At 75.9% G+C, this 19,603-nt stretch carries 21 protein-coding genes; 12 read left to right on the top strand and 9 right to left on the bottom strand.

Annotated elements, in window-relative coordinates; all coding sequences use genetic code 11:
- Positions 1-138: 138 nt before the first annotated feature.
- Positions 139-450, bottom strand: coding sequence for a hypothetical protein (locus tag GQS52_RS02945; RefSeq protein ID WP_182311532.1), 312 nt, complete (start codon positions 448-450; stop codon positions 139-141).
- Positions 451-627: 177 nt separating this feature from the next.
- On the opposite strand from GQS52_RS02945, the gene GQS52_RS02940 reads away from it, so the two are divergent.
- Positions 628-1,374, top strand: coding sequence for a sigma 54 modulation/S30EA ribosomal C-terminal domain-containing protein (locus GQS52_RS02940; RefSeq protein ID WP_182311531.1), 747 nt, complete (start codon positions 628-630; stop codon positions 1,372-1,374).
- 104 nt (positions 1,375-1,478) lie between these two features.
- Here GQS52_RS02940 and GQS52_RS02935 read toward each other — a convergent pair whose 3' ends face one another.
- Entirely contained in the window at positions 1,479-2,147 is a 669-nt protein-coding gene (locus GQS52_RS02935) for a helix-turn-helix domain-containing protein (protein WP_182311530.1), read from the bottom strand.
- 131 nt (positions 2,148-2,278) lie between these two features.
- On the opposite strand from GQS52_RS02935, the gene GQS52_RS02930 reads away from it, so the two are divergent.
- The gene (locus tag GQS52_RS02930; protein ID WP_182311529.1) at positions 2,279-3,238 is read left to right on the top strand and encodes an alpha/beta hydrolase; all 960 of its coding nucleotides are present in this window, start codon (positions 2,279-2,281) and stop codon (positions 3,236-3,238) included.
- Between the two features lie 47 nt (positions 3,239-3,285).
- Here GQS52_RS02930 and GQS52_RS02925 read toward each other — a convergent pair whose 3' ends face one another.
- Complete coding sequence (locus GQS52_RS02925) at positions 3,286-4,197, bottom strand: alpha/beta hydrolase (RefSeq protein ID WP_346268218.1); 912 nt, start codon at positions 4,195-4,197, stop codon at positions 3,286-3,288.
- A 367-nt stretch (positions 4,198-4,564) separates the two neighbouring features.
- Between GQS52_RS02925 and gntA the strand changes: the two genes are divergently transcribed.
- Both gntA and GQS52_RS02915 read left to right on the top strand, forming a co-directional pair.
- A complete protein-coding gene (gene gntA, locus GQS52_RS02920; protein WP_182311528.1) occupies positions 4,565-5,299 on the top strand; it encodes a guanitoxin biosynthesis heme-dependent pre-guanitoxin N-hydroxylase GntA in 735 nt (244 codons plus the stop codon).
- A gap of 210 nt (positions 5,300-5,509) precedes the next feature.
- A complete protein-coding gene (locus GQS52_RS02915; protein ID WP_182311527.1) occupies positions 5,510-5,941 on the top strand; it encodes a hypothetical protein in 432 nt (143 codons plus the stop codon).
- A 23-nt stretch (positions 5,942-5,964) separates the two neighbouring features.
- Here GQS52_RS02915 and GQS52_RS02910 read toward each other — a convergent pair whose 3' ends face one another.
- Positions 5,965-7,020: a hypothetical protein gene (locus GQS52_RS02910; RefSeq protein ID WP_182311526.1), complete on the bottom strand. Its 1,056-nt coding sequence runs from the start codon at positions 7,018-7,020 to the stop codon at positions 5,965-5,967.
- A 272-nt stretch (positions 7,021-7,292) separates the two neighbouring features.
- On the opposite strand from GQS52_RS02910, the gene GQS52_RS02905 reads away from it, so the two are divergent.
- Positions 7,293-7,763, top strand: coding sequence for a PPOX class F420-dependent oxidoreductase (locus GQS52_RS02905; protein WP_182311525.1), 471 nt, complete (start codon positions 7,293-7,295; stop codon positions 7,761-7,763).
- 64 nt (positions 7,764-7,827) lie between these two features.
- Here GQS52_RS02905 and GQS52_RS02900 read toward each other — a convergent pair whose 3' ends face one another.
- Both GQS52_RS02900 and GQS52_RS02895 read right to left on the bottom strand, forming a co-directional pair.
- Complete coding sequence (locus GQS52_RS02900; protein WP_259370531.1) at positions 7,828-8,352, bottom strand: GNAT family N-acetyltransferase; 525 nt, start codon at positions 8,350-8,352, stop codon at positions 7,828-7,830.
- A gap of 194 nt (positions 8,353-8,546) precedes the next feature.
- Entirely contained in the window at positions 8,547-9,899 is a 1,353-nt protein-coding gene (locus GQS52_RS02895) for a hypothetical protein (protein WP_182311523.1), read from the bottom strand.
- A gap of 404 nt (positions 9,900-10,303) precedes the next feature.
- Between GQS52_RS02895 and GQS52_RS02890 the strand changes: the two genes are divergently transcribed.
- The 6 genes from GQS52_RS02890 (at position 10,304) to GQS52_RS02870 (ending at position 15,853) form a co-directional block, all read left to right on the top strand.
- Positions 10,304-11,263, top strand: coding sequence for a hypothetical protein (locus GQS52_RS02890; RefSeq protein WP_182311522.1), 960 nt, complete (start codon positions 10,304-10,306; stop codon positions 11,261-11,263).
- Positions 11,264-11,346: 83 nt separating this feature from the next.
- A complete protein-coding gene (locus GQS52_RS02885; protein WP_182311521.1) occupies positions 11,347-12,873 on the top strand; it encodes an APC family permease in 1,527 nt (508 codons plus the stop codon).
- A gap of 99 nt (positions 12,874-12,972) precedes the next feature.
- On the top strand, positions 12,973-13,854 hold the full coding sequence (locus GQS52_RS02880) for a hypothetical protein (RefSeq protein WP_182311520.1): 882 nt from the start codon (positions 12,973-12,975) through the stop codon (positions 13,852-13,854).
- Between the two features lie 128 nt (positions 13,855-13,982).
- The gene (locus GQS52_RS02875) at positions 13,983-14,540 is read left to right on the top strand and encodes a DUF6328 family protein (RefSeq protein WP_182311519.1); all 558 of its coding nucleotides are present in this window, start codon (positions 13,983-13,985) and stop codon (positions 14,538-14,540) included.
- Between the two features lie 114 nt (positions 14,541-14,654).
- Entirely contained in the window at positions 14,655-14,783 is a 129-nt protein-coding gene (locus tag GQS52_RS27280) for an LPFR motif small protein (protein WP_259370530.1), read from the top strand.
- 89 nt (positions 14,784-14,872) lie between these two features.
- The gene (locus GQS52_RS02870) at positions 14,873-15,853 is read left to right on the top strand and encodes an alpha/beta fold hydrolase (protein ID WP_182311518.1); all 981 of its coding nucleotides are present in this window, start codon (positions 14,873-14,875) and stop codon (positions 15,851-15,853) included.
- A 53-nt stretch (positions 15,854-15,906) separates the two neighbouring features.
- On the opposite strand, the gene GQS52_RS02865 is transcribed toward GQS52_RS02870, so the two are convergent.
- Positions 15,907-16,509: a hypothetical protein gene (locus GQS52_RS02865; RefSeq protein WP_182311517.1), complete on the bottom strand. Its 603-nt coding sequence runs from the start codon at positions 16,507-16,509 to the stop codon at positions 15,907-15,909.
- Between the two features lie 205 nt (positions 16,510-16,714).
- Between GQS52_RS02865 and GQS52_RS02860 the strand changes: the two genes are divergently transcribed.
- Entirely contained in the window at positions 16,715-18,106 is a 1,392-nt protein-coding gene (locus tag GQS52_RS02860; RefSeq protein WP_182311516.1) for an FAD-dependent oxidoreductase, read from the top strand.
- A gap of 79 nt (positions 18,107-18,185) precedes the next feature.
- Here GQS52_RS02860 and GQS52_RS02855 read toward each other — a convergent pair whose 3' ends face one another.
- Positions 18,186-18,917, bottom strand: a complete 732-nt coding sequence (locus GQS52_RS02855) for a hypothetical protein (RefSeq protein ID WP_182316169.1) — start codon at positions 18,915-18,917, stop codon at positions 18,186-18,188.
- 283 nt (positions 18,918-19,200) lie between these two features.
- Positions 19,201-19,563 (bottom strand): hypothetical protein, encoded by a 363-nt coding sequence (locus tag GQS52_RS02850; protein ID WP_182311515.1) that lies wholly within the window; start codon positions 19,561-19,563, stop codon positions 19,201-19,203.
- Positions 19,564-19,603: the final 40 nt, after the last annotated feature.

Genomic DNA, 19,603 nt, shown 5'->3' with positions numbered 1-19,603 from the left:
TCCCGGTGCCGGGGCGACGGGCCGTCCGCCGACGCGCGGACGGCCCGTCGCCCCGGGGCCTCGGGACATCGGGGCCTCGGGACATCGGGGCTTCAGGTTCCCGGGCGCGGCGGGGCGGGCCCCGGAGGTGGCGGGGTTTCAGGACCGGTGGCGTCCGATCCGCCGGGCCACCGCGCCCACCCGCACCAGGAGGACGACGAGGGAGACCGCGAGCACGACGGCCAGTGGTTCGCTGCCGACAGCGAAGGCCGTGCCGCCGAGGACCAGGAGCGGGACGAGGACGGCGCCGAGCCCCCGCAGCAGGGCCGGCAGCTGTGCGGCACGCCCGGCGGCGGCGGTGACCGTGGCCACGAACACGGCCAGGAGCAGGAGTTCGACCGTGCCGGTGCGGTTGATCGCGTGGAACCACAGGGCGGTCCTCGCGGCCGGTGCCGTGTCGACGTGTTGCACTGCGCGGCGGGGACTGTGCGGACGGCCAGGACCCCGCGGGTCGAGCCGCACAAGGGCCGATCGGCCCTTGACAGTCGGGACCGGACGACCCTGGAACCGGAAGGGGACCGCCGCGACCATGGGCGGACGAGCGCGTCGATCGGACGACGGCACTGGTCAACAGGGAAAGGGTTCGCAATGAGCGAGCGGGCCGAAGCGGTCGGGACACCGGTCAGGGAGGGTCTCACCGCGACGGTGGGGACTTGGCTGGGCGAGTGCATCGCCCGACTGGCCGCGGGTGCGCAGGCCTCGGTGGCGGCAGTGCGGATCAGGCTGACCCCGGCCGCGGGCCCCGCGCCCCTGGTGGCCCAGGTCAACGCGGAGATCTCCGGACGCCGGATACGGGTGCAGGTCGCCGCGCCGCATCTGAACGCTCTGCTGGACCGGCTGGCCGGCCGGCTCGCCAAGTGCTTCGCGCAGGCGAGCAGGGGCTGGTCCCCGCGGCCCTGGCCGGACCCGGAGGGGACGGCCGTCCGCGCGGTGCCGCCGGTCCTCCCCGGTGTCGAGCCCCGGATCGTCCGGGTCAAGGCCCCCCAGCTGGTGTGGTGCTCCCCGGCGGTCGCGGCGATGACGATGGACGCGATGGACTACGACGTCCACCTGTTCACCGACCCGGACACCGAGCGCGACGCGGTGGTCTACCGCGTCGGGCCGACCGGCTACCGGGTGGCCCGCACGGTGGCCGCGGGGCCCCCGCAGCGGTCCGGGGTGCCGCTCACGCTGAGCGCGCACGGAGCTCCGCGACTGGACGAGGCGCAGGCCGTCGAGCGGCTGCGGCGCACCGAGTCCCCGTTCCTGTTCTTCGCCCGCCCCGGCAGCGACCGCGGCCGGGTCCTGTACCGGCGCTTCGACGGCCACTACGGCCTGATCGAGGGCGCCCGCTGACCTGCGCCGGTCCGTGCCGGCCTGCGCCGCGGCCTGCGTCGGTCCGTGCCGGCCTGTGCCGCGGCCTGCGCCGACCGGCCCGCTCGCGGTAGCGGGCCGGCCCGCTACCGCCCCGCCGTGGACGGCCCCAGGGCGTGCAGGACGCCGCCGAGCTGGGCCGGGGTGAGCGGCGGCGCGGGGAGCGGCCCGCCGGCGGCCCCGGCGCGCAGCCCGTCCAGGAGGAGCGCGAGGTGGCGCCGCCAGGCGTCGGGCGCGACGGTGACGGAGGCCGGCACCACCCTGCCGAGGGCGGCCAGGGAGAAGAGCAGGTCCTCGGTGGTGACGTCCCCGCGCACGGTGCCCTGCTCCCGGGCGCGGCCGATCAGCAGGCTGACGGTCTCGTGGTGGTGCGCCTTGAGTGCCTCCAGGGACGGGACGCCCTCGACGGCCGTGGTCATCAGGTCGTTGGCGCCCCGGTCGGCGGCCAGCCCCGCGAAGATGTGCTCCAGGTACCCGGTCAGGCCGCTCCAGGCGTCGCCGCTGCGCCGGGCCTCCTCGCCCACGCGCAGGGTCTCGGCCAGGGAGTCCCGGAAGACCGCCTCCACGAGGGAGGCGCGGGTGGGGAAGCGCCGGTAGAGGGTGGCGTTGCCGACGCCCGCCCGGCGGGCGATCTCGTCCAGCGGCGCCTCGACGCCCTGCTCGGCGTACACCTCGCGGGCCGCCGCGATCAGCAGTTCCCGGTTGCGCCGCGCGTCGCGCCGCAGCGGCGCCCCTTCCGTCCGGTCGTCTCCCACGGTCCGCACCCTAGCAACAACCGTGGAGCGCTCCCCGTTTGCTGCTAGGGTCGGTCCGTCAAGTGGGGAGCACTCCCCATTTGACGTCCGGTCACGGACTCCCGGACTCCCGACGCAGGAGGAGGAGAGCGGTGGAACTCGATCCCCGGATACGGGCCCTGACGGATGCGACGGCCGAAGCGGGCGGGGGCGACACCGGACCGTCCGTGGAGAAGTCGAGGGCGGCCGCGGCGGCGATGATCGCCCTGCAGGGCGAACCCGAGCCGGTGGCCCGGGTCGTCGAGCGGACCGCGCCCGGCCCGGCGGGCCCGGTCCCGCTGCGGATACACGTGCCCGAGGGCGACGGGCCGCTCCCGGTGGTCGTGCACTTCCCCGGCGGGGGCATGGTGGCGGGGGACCTGGAGGTCGCCGACCGGCCCGCCCGGGCGCTGGCCAACGCGGCGGGCGCCGCGGTCGTCTCGGTGGACTACCGCAAGGCGCCCGAACACCCGTACCCGGCCGCGCCCGAGGACGCCTGGGCGGCCACCGTGTGGGTGGCGGACAACGCCGCCGCGCTCGGCCTCGACCCCTCCCGGATCGCCGTGTCCGGCGACAGCTCCGGCGGAAACCTGGCCGCGGTGGTGGCCCTGACGGCCAGGGACCGCGGCGGCCCGGACCTCGTCCACCAGACGCTGGTGTACCCGGCCGTGGACTTCTCGGACGACGCGGACGACTACCCCTCCATGGGGGAGGACGCCGCCGGGGCCCTGCTGCCCCGCAAGGACGTCGAATGGCTCTTCGCGCAGTACCTGCCCGACCCGGCCAGGGCCGAGGAGCCCTGTGCCTCACCGATCCGCGGCGACCTGACAGGCCTCCCCGCGGCCACCGTGGTCACCGCCGGCCACGACCCCCTGCGCGACCAGGGCCGCGCCTACGCCGACGCGCTGACGAGGGCGGGCGTGCCGGTCGAGTACCTGGAGAACCCCACCATGGCCCACGGTTTCTTCTGGATGCTCGGCGCCGTCGACCACGTCCGCGGCGTCTACGACGCGGTCGGCCGCGGACTGCGCCGGGCCTTCGCCGCCGGACACCCCGGTGCCGCCGCGCCGTAACGGCCCGCACCGCCCGCAGCCGCACCGTCCCTGGAGCGACGAGCCGTTCAGCAGCGGGTGAGCGGCGCCCCGCCGCGCTCCAGCAGGGAGCGCAGGACCGGCTCGGCGCGGGTCCACAGCAGCGCCCCGCCGGCCCCGGGCACCAGGTGGCGCCGGGCGTCGGGGAGGAGGGCCGCCAGCCCGGCGCCCAGGTCGGGGGAGTGGGTCGGGGAGGTGTCCTGCCGCCCGTACCACAGGTCGACGGGGACGGCGACGTCCGCGGGGGCGAACGGCCAACGACCCATGGCGAGCAGGGTGTCCCGGGCGTACCCGGCCGGACCCCGGGCGAACCCGTCGGCCAACGCGCCGCGCAGTGCCGTCTCGAACGACGGCTGCCGGTAGACCGCGAGATCGGTCTCGGAGCTTCCCGCCGCGATCACTTCCCACAGCACGTCGGCGCTGCCGAAGCCGGCGAACAGCGCCTCCGCGGCCTCCGGATCGGCCACCGCGAGGTCCACCAAGCGGCGCACCTCCGGCTCCAGGGCGTCGGCGAACCGGGGCGAGGCCAGCTCGTCCGTGCCCGAGACCACCGCCACCGCGGAGGCGAGGCCGTGGGCCGCGCAGGCCAGGGCGAAGGGCGCGCCCTGCGAGTACCCGACGAGGGCCGGCCTGCCCAGCCCCCGTTCGGCGGCCAGGTGCCGCACGTCGCGCGCCCAGTCGTCCAGGGTCCGGCCCGGGGCCGGGTCGGAGGCGCCCAGGCCGGGGCGGTCCGCCGAGACCAGCCGCACCCCGAGGGTGTCGACGAGGTCCGTGCCGAACCCCAGACGGCTGCCGGTCGCAGCCCCCGGGCACAGCAGTACCGGGGCCCCGTCCGGCGGCCCCCATTCCGACCAGCCCAGCGCCCGCCCGTCGGGGAGCCGGCAGGTCCCGGTCCGGACGGGAGGATCGACGCGCCCGCTCATGCCCATGCCCATGCCCATGCCGGTCAGGATGCCCGCCGGGGAGGGCGCCGGTCACGGGGTTTTCACCGCAGCGGCACATCACGGGGACCGGCCGGAGGCGTCCGCCGGGTACGGTGAGGCCTCCGCACCGAGAGGGACGCGCTCGTGGCCCCGTCGGCCGGGAGCCCTGCGCGTTCGCCCCGTGGAGCCGAAGCGGTCCGGGCCGACTCAAACCCCGATGTGACGGATGCCACAAAAGAAGGTGGCGAAAGCGGTTTCGTGATGCGGGTGGTGTCGTGTCACGCTCCCTGAACCGTTGTGCGCCCGAGGGCGCCGCTGGTGCGGGTGTCGATGCAGGTGTCCCTCCCCCGGGGAGGCGCGGCCGGAGAGAGAGCGAGGGCCGGCGATGGTGACGAATGGTGCTTCCGCCCAGGTGGAGCAGTTCCTCCTGGGCGATACGTTCGCCTGCCTGGCGGGCCGGTCGGCCTGGAGGCAGGGCGGCATCACCCACCGCCACTACGACCGGCTCGGGGATCCGGAGTCGGCACGGCGCATGGCCGACGACCTCGAGGAGTTCGTGGTGTCGGCGGACTGGTCGACGCGCTCCTTCAGGAGCTTCGTCGCCACGTTCGCCGACCCGCCGGGCCTCGACGAGGCGGAGTTCGACCGGCTGCTGTGGGCGCAGCTGCAGCTGCTGCACGACCACGACGTCCGGAAGTACCGGTGGGCGGAAGGCCGCTCCTTCGACCCGCGGTCGGACGACTTCGCCTTCAGCGTCGCGGGCCACCCGTTCTTCGTGATCGGCCTGCACGAGAGGCACAGCCGGGTGGGGCGGCGCCCGCCGTTCCCGATGCTGGCGTTCAACTCCCACGTCCAGTTCGACCGGATCAAGGCCGACGGCATGTGGGGGAGGCTCCAGGAGAAGATCCGCAAGCAGGACATCAAACTCCAGGGCGACATCAACCCCAACCTCGCCGAGTACGAGAAGTCCTCCGAGGCCCGGCGCTACTCGGGCCGCAGGGTGCCCGAGGGATGGACGTGCCCGTTCACGGCGCGGGACGGCGCGGCCGCGCCGGCCGGCACCGGAGTCGAGGACGCGGCCGCCCCCGCCGGGACCGGGCTGCTCGCGGCCGGGGCCTGACCGGCCGCCCCGCCCGACCGGCCGTCAGGGTCGATCGGCCGTCAGGTCGTGCCGTGCCGTGCCGGGGCTGAGCGGCGCGGGGCCGCGGTCGGCCGGCGGCGGGCACGGCCCGTCCCGGCCGGGTACCGCGTCCGGGTGAACGGGGCCGGGGGCGCGGCGGTTTTTCCCGGCGGGGCGGGAGGGCCGCCGTTCCGGGGGAAGGGGACCGGCATGACACACGACGAGCACAGCATCCCGCCGGGTGCGGACGAGGCCACGGTCGACGCGGTGGGCAAGCTCTCCGAGGCGCTGGAGACCACCGAACGGGCCCGCGGGCACCTGTACTCCTTCCACCAGCTCACCGGCCAGGCCGACCTGCAGCTGGGCGAGGCGGCGCGGATGCTCCGCGAGGCCGGGCACGAGGAGGAGGCCGCCCGGCTGGAGACCGAGATCGTCGGGCGCAACGTCATCCCCGGCCACTGGACCTTCCAGATCGTCGAGGCCTACGACGACACCTACCACCGCCCCTTCTCCGAGGCCGAGGAGCAGGTCCGCGAGCGGCTGCTGGGCGGCCGCCGCCACCTCCACGAGGCGGAGATGAAACGGCGGCGGCGCACCCCCGGGCACCCGGACCACACGATGGGCCCGGGCGCACAGGACTGAGCGGGCCGGCCCGGGGCCCGTCCTCAGGCGTCGACCGACCACCACCAGGCGACGGAGGGGATGTCCAGCGGGCCGGGGGAGTCGTCCGAGGGGCAGTCGGCCCAGTGCTCGGGCATGACGGCGGCGTACTCGGGGGCGGCGAAGCGTATCGAGGACAGCCCCCACTCGACCTGGCCGCGCATCCAGGAGCCCAGGTCGGCCAGGTAGCGGGCGGTGGGGGCGCTGACGTGCGGCACCGTCCGCCTGCGCAGCCGCAGGAACGCGCACATGACGCGGTCGCGCATGGCCACCGCCTCGGCCACCGTGTCGGCCGGGTCGCACCCGCGCTCGCGGGCCAGCACGTTGAGCAGGTTCGCGTGGTGCGGGCCCTGGAGCCGTTCCTTGGGGTAGGAGTAGACGTCGTTGTCCCAGCAGGCGATGACGCAGCTCATCTCGGTCAGCGCCCGTACCGCCCGGCTCTGCTGCTCGTCGCCGGGCAGCTCGTAGCCGCCGACGATCGGCAGCATGGTCATCGACGGGTTCGCGGCGCGGCCGTCCGCGCAGAAGACGGTGTAGGCGTCCAGGTCCGGCAGGCTGCGCCGCTCGCGGTTGGCGGACTCCCACAGCTCGTACAGGAAGTAGTTCTGCAGGCCCCTGGTCCACTCGGTGAGCTGGTGGGGGGTGGCGAAGCGGCCCAGGCGCAGCCGGATGTCGCGCAGCGCTTCGGCGAACGGTTCGCCGGCCGGGGACTCCGGGGTGCCCAGGGCGCGCAGCAGGCCGGCGAAGACGGCGGCGAGGTCGCCCAGGTGGCGGCCGGCCGGCCCGGCGTCCCCGTAGGTGTCGTCCAGTGCGTGGTACCAGAGGTTGAGGTCGGTCACCACCTGCATCCGCTCGTCCAGGCCGCGCGGGGCGGTCAGGGCCACGAACCGCCCCATCCGGTGGCGGGCCAGCCGCTCGCGCCGGACGGGGTCGGGGCAGATGCCGGAGCGTTCGAGCCACCGCGTGCCGAGCCGGTCGAGCTCCGCGGCGGCCGGGTGCACCTGCGGAGGGTCGGGGCAGTAGAACTCGGGGACTCTCAACGGGGTCACGGACAAGGTCACGGCCGGCCTCCTGGCGCCATCCACACACGGACTGCGCCCGGCAGTTGCCGACCGGGCGCGTACGTAGGATGTTCACTCAGAATATTCACCCGGCAAGGCCGTTGGGGAAAACTGCCGGTCTTGCATGTACGCGGCGACTGTGCTGCGGGCAGTTCGGAGCCGCGGACGAGGGGCGTTCGTCCCGGATCGTGCGCCGGGCCTTCTCGGCCCCGGTCGGAGCACCGCGCGGGTCGTCCGGTCCCGCGGCCCGCGGCAGCGCCTATCGTCCGGGTATGAGCCCGAACATCGCCACCAACGACCGTGTCGACCTCCGGGGGCTGCTGGAGTTCGTCCGCCCCCGCCACCGCGCGGTCCTGCTCACCCGCCGCCTCGACGGCGGCCCGCAGGGGTCGCCCGTCACCTGCGGGGTGGACGACTCCGGACGCGTGGTCGTCTCCACCTATCCCGAGCGTGCCAAGGTGCGCAACGCCCGCCGCGACCCGGCGGTCTCCCTGATCGTCCTGTCCGACGACTGGAACGGCCCCTGGGTCCAGATCGACGGTACGGCCGAGGTGATCGACGCGCCCGAGTCGGTGGAACCGCTGGTCGAGTACTACCGCAACATCTCCGGGGAGCATCCGGACTGGGACGAGTACCGGGCGGCGATGCTCAGGCAGGGCAAGTCACTGCTGCGCGTCACCCCGCGCCGCTGGGGGCCGGTGGCCACCGGCGGCTTCCCCGCACGCCTCGCCGACGGCGGCTGACACCGGGCGCGTCACGGCGCCCGGGTACCCGGCGCCCGGGCAGGCGGCGCCCCGCCGGCCGGTGTCAGCGGCCCCGGGGCCGGCCGGCCGCCGCCCCGCCCGTCGCGGTCCCGGTGCCGCGGCCCGGGCCGAGTTCCCTGCCGTACCAGACCTCCGCGTACGGGCCGTGCTTGTAGGGCGGGATCTCGGTGTAGCCGTACGCGGTGTACAGGGCGCGGGCCCCGGTCAGGTCGAGGCGGGTGTCGAGGACGATCCGCTCCGCGCCCAGGCCGCGGGCGGCCTCGTCCACGGCGGCCAGCAGGTGCCGTCCGCCGCCCGTCCCGCGGTGCGCGGGCCGTACGAACACCCGGGTCAGCTCCACCGTGCGCGGGTCGAGGACGCGCAGGCCCGCGCAGCCCGCCGGGGTGCCGCCGTACCGGCCGACCAGGAACAGGCCGGTGGGCGGCGCCAGGTCGTCGCTCGGGGAGTCGGCCAGTCCCTCCTCGATCTCGGCGGGTGTCGAGGGACGGCCGAGGTGCAGCATGTACCAGCTGTCGCTGACGTCGATGTGGTACTCCCTCAGCAGGGCCTGCGATTCGGGGGACTCCACGGGGGCGGGGGCGACGGTCCAGGCAGGTGCGGCAGGTGCGGCAGGTGCGGCAGGTGCGGCAGGTGCGGCCGGTGCGTCGGGTGCGGCAGGTGCGGTCGGTTCGGCAGGTGCGGCCGGTGTGTCGGGTGCCATGCCCGTATTCTCGGGCGGACCCGACCCGGTGTCAGCCGCGTTTCGGCACCCCCCGGGCGCCCTCACGGGGTGACCAGGGGTGCTCCGCCGCCGCTCAGGGCCGCCGCCTCGTCCAGCGCGGCGCGTGCCTGCTCCAGCGCCGCGGTCGCGCCGGGGGAGACGCAGTTCAGGGCGGTCCGGGCGGCCTCCTCGGCCAGGGCCCCGGCACGCGCGCGGTTCCCGCACCGCGCGTGGGCGACGGCCGCGCGCGCGGCGTAGACGGCGCGGTCCCGCGGGAATTCGGCGGCGCGGACGGCCCGGGCGCTCTCCAGCAGGGGCGCCGCCTCGGCCGGCAGGCCCAGGTCGAGCAGGGCGCTCCCGGCCTGGCCGGCCAGTTCGGACTCGTCGAAGTAGTAGATCCACGCCGGGTCGTTCCCGCTGCGGGCCTCGGCGCGGTCCAGCAGCCGCCGCGCCTCCTCCAGCGCCCGGCGGCAGGCGCGCTCGTCGCCCAGCAGGGCGTGGGACCGCGCCCGGCGGGTGGCGACCATCGACCGCACCCTCGCGCAGGTCCTGCCGGAGGCCGCCTCCCGCGCGGCGTCGGCCGCGGCCAGCGCGTCGGAGGGGCGGCCGGCGAGCGCCGCCTGCAGGCTCAGGCCGGCCAGCAGGTTCGCCGCCAGGGGCCGGTCCCCGGCGGTGTGCGCCAGGCGCAGGCCGGTGAGGAAGAAGCGCTGCGCGGGCCCGTGCCGGGCGGTGTCGGTGCACACCCAGCCGCCCAGGTGGGCCAGGTCGGCCGCCGTCCGGAACAGCTCGGTGCGCAGCCGCGGTTCCCGGGTGCCCCGGTGCAGCAGCTCGCGGACGAGCCCGAGGTCGGCCTCCACCCGGTGCCGTACCGCGCCGCTGCCGAGGCGGTCCTCGAGCCGCCGCAGGCCGGTGACCGACTCCTGGGCCCAGTGCACCGTCACCGCGTCCACCGGGCCCGGGGGGCCGGGCCGCTGCCGCGGGGACCGTCCGGCCACCGCCGTGCGCCACTCGGCCAGCGCCTCGGCCAGGGCGCTGCCGGTGACCAGGGGGTAGCCGCGCGGGTCCGCTCCCGCGTCGTCGGCCAGCTCCGCCAGGGCGGCCAGGCTGCCGGCCCCGGTCCACGGCCGCCCCGTCGGCACCCCGGAGTGGGCCGGCAGCCAGTCCGGCCACGGGTGGGACTCCAGGCGCTCGGCCGGCACGCCCAGGGCGCGGGCCAGGGCCCGCTGGCTGTCGGCCTCCGGCACCACGCCCCAGTGCTCCCAGCGCCACACCTTCTCGCGGCGTGCGGCCATGGGCACCCCCAGGGCGCGGGCGTTGTCGGCCACCACCCGGGCGAGCTCCTGGTAGCTCCAGCCGCGGCGCCGGCGGACGAAGGCCAGTGGATGCGACGACGCGCGGTCGATGCTCTTGCCCACGTGTTCCCCTCGATGCCGTCCGCGCCGGCCGACGCCCTGCCGCCCGGTGCCGCCCCACCCCCGTGATCTTGGGGCGCACGATCCGAAATACCAGGCACGGCGCGGGTCGCGCAGGAAAACCGGGGGAATGCCGTCGATTCTCGACCTGTCCCGTGCAATGGTCATATGCGCGCGGGACGGCACGCCGTCGTTGCGGGAACGTTCCCGCCCGGTGGCCACACAGTGTGCACGCGGGGACTACAACGAGACAACAGGGCGGGCCTTGAAGAGGCGACCCCGGTTCCGATTGGCTGATGATCAACGGCTGCCGGGCACCACCCCTCGCCGAGGCACCGCATCCCCCCTCGACAACCGAGTTCCCCGGAGCTGGACGTGACACACGCCCCCGTGGCGGCCATCGCGAGATGAACCCGCCCCCTCCGCCGTTCCGCTTCCGGCCCCGGGACGACTTCACCATGGACCCGGCACTGGACGACCGGGCCCTGTCGCGCGCCCGGGACGCCCTCGCCATGGGCCGCTGGACCGAGGCGCGCAGCCTCCTGGCCGCGACCGGCCGGGACTGGGACCGGCGCGCCCACCGCGTCACCGTCCTCGCCGAGCCCGCGGCCCGCTCCCGCTGGGCCGACGAGTGGCTCATGGCGGAGCCGGACAGCGCGGACGCCGCCGTACTCGCCGCCCACGCCGCCGTCGTCTCCGCGGTCCGGGGCGAGATCCCCGCGGCCGACGCGGAGGCCGCCTGCACGTCCGCGGCCCGCAGCCTTCCCGAGGACCCCACGCCCTGGTACGGACTGCTGCTCCTGGTCCGGCACACCAGTACCGACAGCGGCCGCCTGAAGGCCTGCTTCGACCAGGTGCGCAGCCGCGACCCCTGGCACCACGGCGCGCACCACACGATGACGGCCTGGCTCGCCGAGCGCCGCGAGAGCGCGGCCGACGACCCCTTCCACGAGGTGTACGAGTTCGCCGACCAGGTGGTGTGGGAACGGCCCCCCGGGTCGCCGCTGGCGATGCTGCCGGTGATCGCCCACGCCGAGCGGTTCCGGGTGCTGATGACGGCCCGCCAACTCGCCCCCGACATAGCCGACTCCCTGTACTGGACCTCCGCCCGGGCCCGCCGCGGGCTGCGCCTGGCGTTCGACTGGTGGCTCGAGGGGGAGGGCCGGGACCACGCCCGCCTCAAGCTCGACCTCAACTACCTCGCCCACGCCAAGTACCACGAGGGCCGCACGACGGAGGCCGCGGCGCTGTTCAACGTCATCGGCCCGCACGCCACCCGCGAGCCCTGGGCCTACGGGGAGCCCGACGCCGCCGAGGCGTTCCGCCGGGCCCGCGCCCGGGCCCGCGGCGGCCGGCCCGGGTCCTGAAACCGCGGCGGGCCGTCCCGCGCACGCGCCCCGCCCCCGGTCCCACCACGACAGCCCCACCACGACGAAGGAACGAGACAGCCATGTTGACGGGCAGTGAAGGCATCAGCACCTACAAGGGGCAGGAACGGGCACTGCGCGCCGGTCGCATCGGCACCACCGGACTGCTGCTGTCGGTGCTCGCCGCGGGCGCTCCGCTGATGGTCGTGGCCGGAGTGATGCCGACCACCTACGCGGTCATGGGGATCGTCGGGCAGCCGCTGCTGTTCGTCCTCCTCGCCGCGGTCCTGGCCCTGTTCAGCGTGGGCTACGCGGAGATGAGCCGGCACGTGCACAACGCCGGCGCCTTCTACGCCTACATATCCCGCGGCCTCGGCGGCACCGCGGGGGCCGCCGCCTCGTTCGTCGCGCTGGCCGGCTACAGCGCCCTGCAGGTCGGCGTCTACGGCCTCTTCGGCTACCAGGTCTCCGCGCTGGCCGGGCAGTACCTGGGAGCGTCCCTCGCCTGGTGGGTGCCGGCGCTGGCCGCGGTCGCCGTGGTCGCCGTCCTGGGGGCGCTGAAGATCGACCTCAACGCCAAGGTGATCGGCGTCCTGCTGGTGATCGAGTGCCTGTTCGTCGTCGTCTTCGACGTCGCCTTCCTCGCCGACCCCGGCCCGCAGGGCGTGAGCCTGGAGGCGTTCGACCCGTCCACGCTCGTCGGCGCCGGGCTGGGGACCGCCCTGTGCTTCGCCATCGCGGCCTTCACCGGCTTCGAGCAGGCACCGGTGTACGCGGAGGAGACCAGCAGCGCCCAGACCGTGGTCGGCCGGGTGATGTTCTGGGCGGTCGGCTTCAGCGCCGTCTTCTACGCCCTCAGCTCCTGGGCGATCGGGGTCGCCACCGGCCCGGACCACGTGGTCGGCACGGCGCGGGACGAGGGCGCCGGGATGATCTTCGTCCTCAGCGGGGAGCGCCTGGGCCCGGTGTTCACCGACGCACTCAATGTCTTCTTCACCACCGGCATCCTCGCCTGCATGCTCAGCTTCCACAACGTCGTCGCCCGGTACGCCTTCGCCATGGGCCGCGAGGGGCTGCTGCCGCGGGCCGTCGGCCGGGCGTCGAAGTCCAGCGGTGCCCCGGCGATCGGGTCGCTGCTGCAGACCGCCGTCTCCGTCACGGTCGTGGGCGCCTTCGCGCTGGCCGGCAAGGACCCGGTCGTCCACCTGTTCACCTGGATGGGCAACGTCGGGGCGCTCGGCGTCCTGCTGCTGATGGTCGTCACCTCGGTCGCGATCATCGTCTTCTTCGTCCGGCGCGGTGCCGCCGCGGCCCAGGCTCCCCGCCTGGTCTGCTCCGGTCTGGCCGGAGCCGCCCTGCTGGTCATCCTCTGCTTCGCCCTGGCCGACTTCGACGTCCTGGTGGCCGCGCAGCCCGGCTCCCCGCTGGCCTGGATCCTGCCGGGCCTCATCGGCGCTGCGGCCGTCGTGGGCGCGCTGCACGGGCTGGCACTGAAGCTGCGCCGCCCCGAGCAGTACGCCCGGATCGGCCTGGGCAACGAGGCGTTCCAGCTGGAGATCGCCGCGGAGCGGGAGGCCGGTCGCACGGCCCCGGTGGGGGCGGGCGGCTGAGACGCTGCCCCGGGCGGTCCTCCGGGCCCGCCCTCCCCGGCCCGGGAAGTTCCTACCGGTCGGTACGGCACGGTGGGGGCGGACGGTAGCGTGAGCGCCATGACCTCCGCCTCCACCACCGCGGCCGTGTCCTCCCGCGCGGCCCGCCGCTGCCACAACGCGATCAACCCGCTGCACTCGGCGATCTACTTCGCCCCCGAGTACGGCACGGAGCTGGCCGCCGCGGGCATCGGGCACCCCTCGGCCGCCTACTTCGCCGGCCGCGCCGCCCCGCTCGGTGCCGTGGGGCCCGGGACCGTCACCGCCACCTTCTACAACTTCAACCACGACCTCGTGGCCCGCCACGTGCCGGCGGTGTGGTCCGAGGCCACTCCGCAGGACGTCCTGCGGATCCGGCTGCGCGTCGCCGACGCCGTCCTGCGGCGGCTGCTGGGCGAGGAGGCGGTCGCCTCCGCCGGGATGGCCGAGGCCGCCGGGCTGGCGCTGCGCGCGGCCGGGGCGTGCTCCCGCGAGGCCCGTCCCCTCTGCGCGGCCAATGCCGACCTCCCCGTTCCCGACGAACCCCACCTGGCGCTGTGGCACGCCGCGACCCTGCTCCGCGAGCACCGCGGCGACGGCCACCTGACGGCCCTGGCGGCCGCGGGCCTGGACGGCCTGGAGGCGCTCGTCACCCACACCGCGACCGGCAAGGGCTTCACCCCGGCGTTCGTGCAGGCCAGCCGCGGCTGGACCGCCGGGCAGTGGGCGGAGGCCCGCGACCGGCTGCGCGCCCGCGGTCTCCTCGACGCGGACGGCGAGCTCACCGAGGACGGTGTGCGGCTGCGCCGTGACGTCGAGGAGGCGACCGACCGCCTCGACCACGCCCCCTACGAGCACCTGGGGCAGGCGGGCGTCGAACGCCTCACGGAGCTGGCCGGGGCCTTCACCGCGACCGCCCTGGGCAACGGCGCCTTCCCGGTCGAGCACTTCGGGAAGGGCTGACCGAACTCCCGCCCCCGACTCCCGCCCGGCCCCCGCCGGCCGGCGCCCCGCACCACCGCGGTGCCGCCGACCTGCGGGGGAGCCCGTACCCGAGGGATGGACCCGGCGCGCGGGGGAATACGCCGACCGTGAACGAAGACGGCGCGCACATACACGACGAGGACTCCTCCAGACCCTCCGGCGACGAGGAGACCCTGCAGGAGCGGACCAACCGCCGCTGGGTCGAACTCCTCCAGGAGGTGAGGGTCGCCCAGACCGGCGTGCAGATCCTCCTGGGCTTCCTGCTGACGGTGGCCTTCACCCCCAGGTTCCCGGAGCTCAGCCCGCTGGACCACCAGTTGTACGTCGTCACGGTGGTCCTCGGTGCGGCCGCCACCGGCGCGCTCATCGCGCCCGTATCCTTCCACCGGCTGCTGGCCGGTCAGAAGATGAAGCCCGAACTGGTACAGGCCGCCAGTAAGTTGGTCATGATCGGCATCACCCTGCTCGCCCTGACCATCGTCTCGGCCCTGCTCCTGCTGCTCCGGGTGGCGACCGGGAACGTCGTCGCCCACTGGACGGTCCTCGGCGTGACGGCCTGGTTCGCCGTCTGCTGGTTCGTCATCCCCGCCCGGATGCGCAGCAAGGCGGAGCGCCGCCGGGAGAGGCGCCGCGAGGAACGCGGCCGCGGGAAGCAGAGCGGTTAGCCTCTTTTGTGCAAGCCCCCTGCGGTTTGTGCAAGCCCCCTGCGGTTTGCGGACGGACGGTGCGGAAAGGCGCGATACGCGTACAACGACGTTCTCGTTCCAGGAGGTTGACCCATGTTCCGAGCAGTGGCGGATGTCCTGCGTGCCGTCGGCAGCACCCTCGCCTCGGTGGTGACGCTGCCCTTCCGGGCGCTGGCTCGGCTGTTCGGGGGAGCTTCCGCCACCGCGCGCGGACAGCACTGAGCGCGCCCCGCCCCGGGCGGCGCCCCCAAAGGGGCGCCGCCTTTCGCGCGGGCCCTTGCCGGGGAGCTACCGGCCCGTATATTGACACCATGTCCAACAAGGCGGTCCAGGCGGGAACGGAACGACCGGCCGGCGGCCCGGGGGAGACCCTGCGCCGCGTGACCTCCCCCGACGGGGTCGGGCTCGCGGTGCGCGAGTGGGGCGACCCGGCGTCCCCCACCGTCGTCCTGGTGCACGGCTACCCGGACACCGGAGCGGTGTGGCGGCAGGTCGCCGAGCGGCTCGCCGGCCGCTTCCACGTCGTCGTCCCGGACGTCCGCGGCTCCGGCGACTCCGACGTCCCGCGCCGCACCCGCGACTACGCCCTGGACCGGCTCGAGGACGACCTCGCCGCCGTCCTGGACGCCGTCAGCCCGGACGCGCCGGTGCACCTGGCCGGCCACGACTGGGGGTCCATCCAGTCCTGGGAGGCGGTGACCGGCACCCGGCTGCGAGGGCGCATCGCCTCCTTCACCTCCGTCTCCGGCCCCTGCCTGGACCACGTGGGCCACTGGATGCGGGACCGCCTGCGCCGCCCGACGCCGCGCCACCTCCTCCAGCTCGCCGACCAGTTGGCGCACTCGGGCTACATCGCCTTCTTCCACCTGCCCCTCCTGCCCGCCCTGGTGTGGCGCGGTGTCCTGGCCCGCACCTGGGGGCGGCTGCTGGAGCTGACCGAGGGCGCGGGGAGGACCCCGGGCCACCCCGCCCCGACGCTCGCCGACGATGCCGTGCACGGCGTCCGGCTCTACCGCGCCAACATGGGGTCCCGCCTGGCCCGGCCCGGCCGGCGCACCACCGACGTCCCCGTCCAGGTCGTCACCCCCACCCGGGACCTGTACGTGCGCCCGATGCTCACGGACGGACTCGAACGCTGGGCCCCCCGGCTGCGCCGCCGCCCGCTGCGGGCCGGCCACTGGGCGCCGCTCACCCACGCGGCCGTCCTGGCCGACTGGATCGGCGGGTTCGCCGAGGAGGTGCAGGCGGCGGGGGAGCCGGGGAGCACGGAGGAGCCGGGGCGCGCGGGGTAGCCCGATCGCGCGGGGAGCCGGGGTGCGCGTGTCCCTCCCGGGCGGCCGCCCCCTCAGCCGGCGGGGGCGGCGCAGTCCACGTCGGCCAGCATCAGCGGCGCGGCGGTGTCCAGGAAGACGTAGGCGGTGAAGGAGGACGTCTCCCGGCCGCCGTCCCACGAGGTGTACACCGTCGCCCAGCCCACGCCGGCGGACGCGGCGGTGGTCACCGGGCCGACCCGGATGTCGTCGGGGGCGCTGCGCGCGCACAGCAGCAGGTCGTAGCCGGTCGTCCGCGCGGCCTTCAGCCGCAGCTCCCCGGTGACCAGGTGCGCACGCTCCCACGGTGTGGGGCCGTGCTCGCCGTAGAAGTCCACCAGGAACCGGTGCACCTGCTCGGCCGTGTACTGCGGGGCCCGCGGAGCCGGCTCCCCCCGCGAATCCGCACGGTCCCGCCACGGGCCCCGGTGGTCCTGCCACGGGGCCGGGTGGTCCTGCCACGGGCCCGGGTGCGCGTACTGCGAGTCCCGGGGGCCGTGCTGCGGGGCCCGGTCGTGGGCGAGCGCGGCCCCCGGGGCGGCGAGCGCGAGGACCGCGGCGCAGCCGGCGGCCGCGGCGGCCCGGGCGGGGCGGGAGAAGCGGGCGGGGCGGTGCGGACGGGAGGGATGACGGAACATGCCGGACTCCTCGCAGCGGGTCGTCGGTCGTCGCTCGGCGGCTGAGCCGCCGAAACGCCCTTACCGAACATGACACGCCGAAAAGGCGGAAGGATGCATCCCGGGCGGGACGGATGTTCGCCGCACCGGGAACGGGTAGGAGGCCCAGGGCCGGCTTCCGCGGGGCGGGAGCGGCGGGTACGAGGGAGCGAGGAGAGTGCGGGGCATGGCGGAGCGGATGGTGGTGATCGGCGGGGACGCGGCCGGGATGTCGGCGGCGGCCCAGGCCCGCAGGATGCGCCCGGAGGAGGACCTGGAGATCGTCGCCCTCGAACGGGGCCGGCGCACCTCGTACTCCGCCTGCGGGATCCCGTACTGGATCGGCGGGCGGGTGGACGGGCCCGAGCGGCTCGTCGCCCGCAGCCCCGAGGAGCACCGCAGGCGGGGGATCGACGTGCGCACCGGCACCGAGGCGGTGGAGATCGACCTCGAACGGCAGCGGGTGCGCACCCGGGACGCGGACGACGGCACCGAGCGGTGGACCGGCTACGACCAACTCGTCGTCGCCACCGGGGCGTCGCCGCTGCGCCCCGACCTGCCCGGGATGGACGCCGGGGGCGTCCACGGCGTGCAGACGCTGGCGGACGGGGAGGCCGTCGTCCGCGACCTGGAGTCGCACCCCGCCCGCCGGGCGGTCGTCGTCGGAGCCGGGTACATCGGCGTGGAGATGGCCGAGGCGCTGGTCGGCCGGGGGCTGCAGGTCACGGTCCTCGAGCGCGCCGAGCAGCCGATGTCCACCCTCGACCCGGACATGGGCGTGCTGGTGCGCGACGCCATGAAGGGCATGGGCATCGACGTCGTCACCGGGGCTGCCGCCCGCGAGGTGCTGGTGGACGGGGCGGGCCGGGCCCGGGCGGTGGTCACCGACGACGCCGAGTACCCGGCCGACGTCGTCGTCCTCGGCCTGGGCGTGCGCCCGGCCACCGGGCTCGCGAAGGCCGCCGGGCTGCCCCTCGGCGCCTCCGGCGGACTGCTCACCGACCTCGCCCAGCGGGTGCGCGGCCACGGCGACGTGTGGGCCGGCGGCGACTGCGTCGAGGTCCTCAACCTGGTCTCCGGCAGCGAGCAGCACGTCGCCCTGGGCACCCACGCCAACAAGCACGGCCGCGTCATCGGCACCAACGTCGGCGGCGGCTACGCGACCTTCCCCGGCGTGGTGGGCACGGCGGTCAGCAAGGTGTGCGACCTGGAGATCGCCCGCACCGGCCTGACGGAGGCGCAGGCCCGCTCCGCCGGGCTGCAGTTCGTCACCGTCGTCACCGAGTCCACCAGCCGGGCCGGCTACTACCCGGGCGCGCAGCCGATGACGGTCAAGGCGATCGCCGAGCGGTTCACCGGCCGCCTGCTCGGCCTGCAGATCGTCGGCCGCGAGGGCGCGGGCAAGCGGGTCGACATCGCCGCGGTGGCGCTGACCGCGCGCATGACGGTGGAGCAGATGACCGCCCTCGACCTCGGGTACGCCCCGCCGTTCTCGCCCGTGTGGGACCCGGTGCTGGTCGCCGCCCGCAAGGCGGCGGCCGCGGTCACCGCCGATGTGCGCGCCACCGCCCGCGCCTGATCCCGCCTGCTCTTGACCCCGCCCGGCCCGCGCCTGACCCCGCCCCGGCCCGCCTCCGGGATCGGGCCGGGGCGGCCGTTCATCGGGCCGGGGCGGCCGCCAGCGCGACGAGGGACTCCAGCAGGCCCGGGAGCTCCTTGCCCCGGCCCACCGGCAGCACCTGCCCCGGCTCGTCGTCGAGCAGGACCAGGGCGATGTCGTCGGTGCGCGCCACCAGGCTCCAGCCGGGCCCGTCGGCGCGCACCGTGCGCGCCCCGTCCGACGCGAACGCCGAGCGGACCCGGCCCGGCGGCGGGGGAGTGCGCGTGTACGCGGCCGCCTCCTCCAGCACCCGCCGCAGCCCGGGGTGGGCGTCGCCCTCCCCGGCCCCGACCAGCTCGGCCCCCTCCTCGACCCGGGCGCGCCACTGCGCCCACTGCGCCGCGATCTCGTCCGCGCCCAGCCGCCGCTGCGCCGGGCCCCACACGGAGGTGTCCGGCGGGGCGAGCGGCTCCCCGGCCTCGGCCGGGTCCGGGTCGTGCGGGGCGGGCACCCCGGGCGCGCACACGGCCAGCTCCAGGGGCCAGCCGGGCAGGGCCGCCTCGACGCTCTCCTCCGGCGGGGACAGCTCGTACTCCATGCCGCAGTCCCACGCGGCGATCGCGCAGGCGGTCAGCGCCACGTCGGAGACGGCCACCGTCCAGCGGGCGCCGGCCCCGTCCTGGCCCAGGAGCAGCCCGTAGCCCTCCTCGAACGGTTCCAGGCCCAGCGCCGCGCACGCCTGCGGATAGTCGTCCCCGAGGACGCCCGGGAACTGCGCCGGGGTGAGCATCAGCGCCGTCAGCACGAACAGCGCGTCGTCGTCGGGCGCGCCCTGCGGGGCCGGTGCGCCCGGCGTGTCCGCGGGGCCTGCGGCGTCCGCGGCCCCCACGGGTCCTTCGGCGTGCCCGGCACCCTCCGCCGTCTCCGTCACCGCCTGCCTCCACTCTCCTCGGGTGGGCGCACCCTAACCAGCCGGTAACCTCCGCGTCGAGAGTGCGGGGCGCAACGGTCCGGCGTCTTTCCGGCGACACGCCCCGTGCGGCGTCCCGGCCGTGCGCGGCGGGGGCGGGCGGTCAGGACGGCCCGGCGGAGCCGGCGGACGGCCCTTCCCCGGCCCGGTCCCGGGGCGGCTGCCCGCTCTTCAGCCCCAGGAGGGAACGGGCCATCAGGTCGGGGGTGGTGCCGTGCTCGTGGGCGAGCGCCACCAGGGAGCGGCGGGCGAGTTCCGTGACGCCGAACATCAGCGCGTCCGGCTGGACCCGGCTTTCGGCCGAGGCCATGGCCTCGTCGTCGCCGGCGGCGGAGGCGACGACGTAGGCGGCGGCGGCCTCGAAGAGGTTGTGCTGCCGGGAAGGGGCGCCCGGACGGGCCGGCTCGGGGGGAACGTCGCCGCGTATCGCCCGGCCCAGCCGCTCCGTCAACCTGTTGATCACCATGCCTCCTCCTCCCGCTCCCCGGGCGTTCACCGTGGCCCGG

The sequence above is a fragment of the Streptomyces sp. SCUT-3 genome, from assembly GCF_014083985.1.
Lineage (GTDB): Bacteria > Actinomycetota > Actinomycetes > Streptomycetales > Streptomycetaceae > Streptomyces_H > Streptomyces_H thermolineatus.
Note: the sequence above shows the minus strand (reverse complement) of the source record. Positions and strands in the feature narration are given on the sequence as shown.

Bases quoted from the DNA above. Each gene is read 5' to 3' on its own strand.
- gntA (WP_182311528.1), top strand. From the start codon at position 4,565: ATGGTGACGAATGGTGCTTCCGCCCAGGTGGAGCAGTTCCTCCTGGGC.
- GQS52_RS02940 (WP_182311531.1), top strand. From the start codon at position 628: ATGAGCGAGCGGGCCGAAGCGGTCGGGACACCGGTCAGGGAGGGTCTC.
- GQS52_RS02890 (WP_182311522.1), top strand. From the start codon at position 10,304: ATGAACCCGCCCCCTCCGCCGTTCCGCTTCCGGCCCCGGGACGACTTC.
- GQS52_RS02915 (WP_182311527.1), top strand. From the start codon at position 5,510: ATGACACACGACGAGCACAGCATCCCGCCGGGTGCGGACGAGGCCACG.
- GQS52_RS02870 (WP_182311518.1), top strand. From the start codon at position 14,873: ATGTCCAACAAGGCGGTCCAGGCGGGAACGGAACGACCGGCCGGCGGC.
- GQS52_RS02865 (WP_182311517.1), bottom strand. From the start codon at position 16,509: ATGTTCCGTCATCCCTCCCGTCCGCACCGCCCCGCCCGCTTCTCCCGC.
- GQS52_RS02905 (WP_182311525.1), top strand. From the start codon at position 7,293: ATGAGCCCGAACATCGCCACCAACGACCGTGTCGACCTCCGGGGGCTG.
- GQS52_RS02850 (WP_182311515.1), bottom strand. From the start codon at position 19,563: ATGGTGATCAACAGGTTGACGGAGCGGCTGGGCCGGGCGATACGCGGC.
- GQS52_RS02860 (WP_182311516.1), top strand. From the start codon at position 16,715: ATGGCGGAGCGGATGGTGGTGATCGGCGGGGACGCGGCCGGGATGTCG.
- GQS52_RS02925 (WP_346268218.1), bottom strand. From the start codon at position 4,197: ATGGGCATGGGCATGGGCATGAGCGGGCGCGTCGATCCTCCCGTCCGG.
- GQS52_RS02885 (WP_182311521.1), top strand. From the start codon at position 11,347: ATGTTGACGGGCAGTGAAGGCATCAGCACCTACAAGGGGCAGGAACGG.
- GQS52_RS02855 (WP_182316169.1), bottom strand. From the start codon at position 18,917: ATGCTCACCCCGGCGCAGTTCCCGGGCGTCCTCGGGGACGACTATCCG.
- GQS52_RS02880 (WP_182311520.1), top strand. From the start codon at position 12,973: ATGACCTCCGCCTCCACCACCGCGGCCGTGTCCTCCCGCGCGGCCCGC.
- GQS52_RS27280 (WP_259370530.1), top strand. From the start codon at position 14,655: ATGTTCCGAGCAGTGGCGGATGTCCTGCGTGCCGTCGGCAGCACCCTC.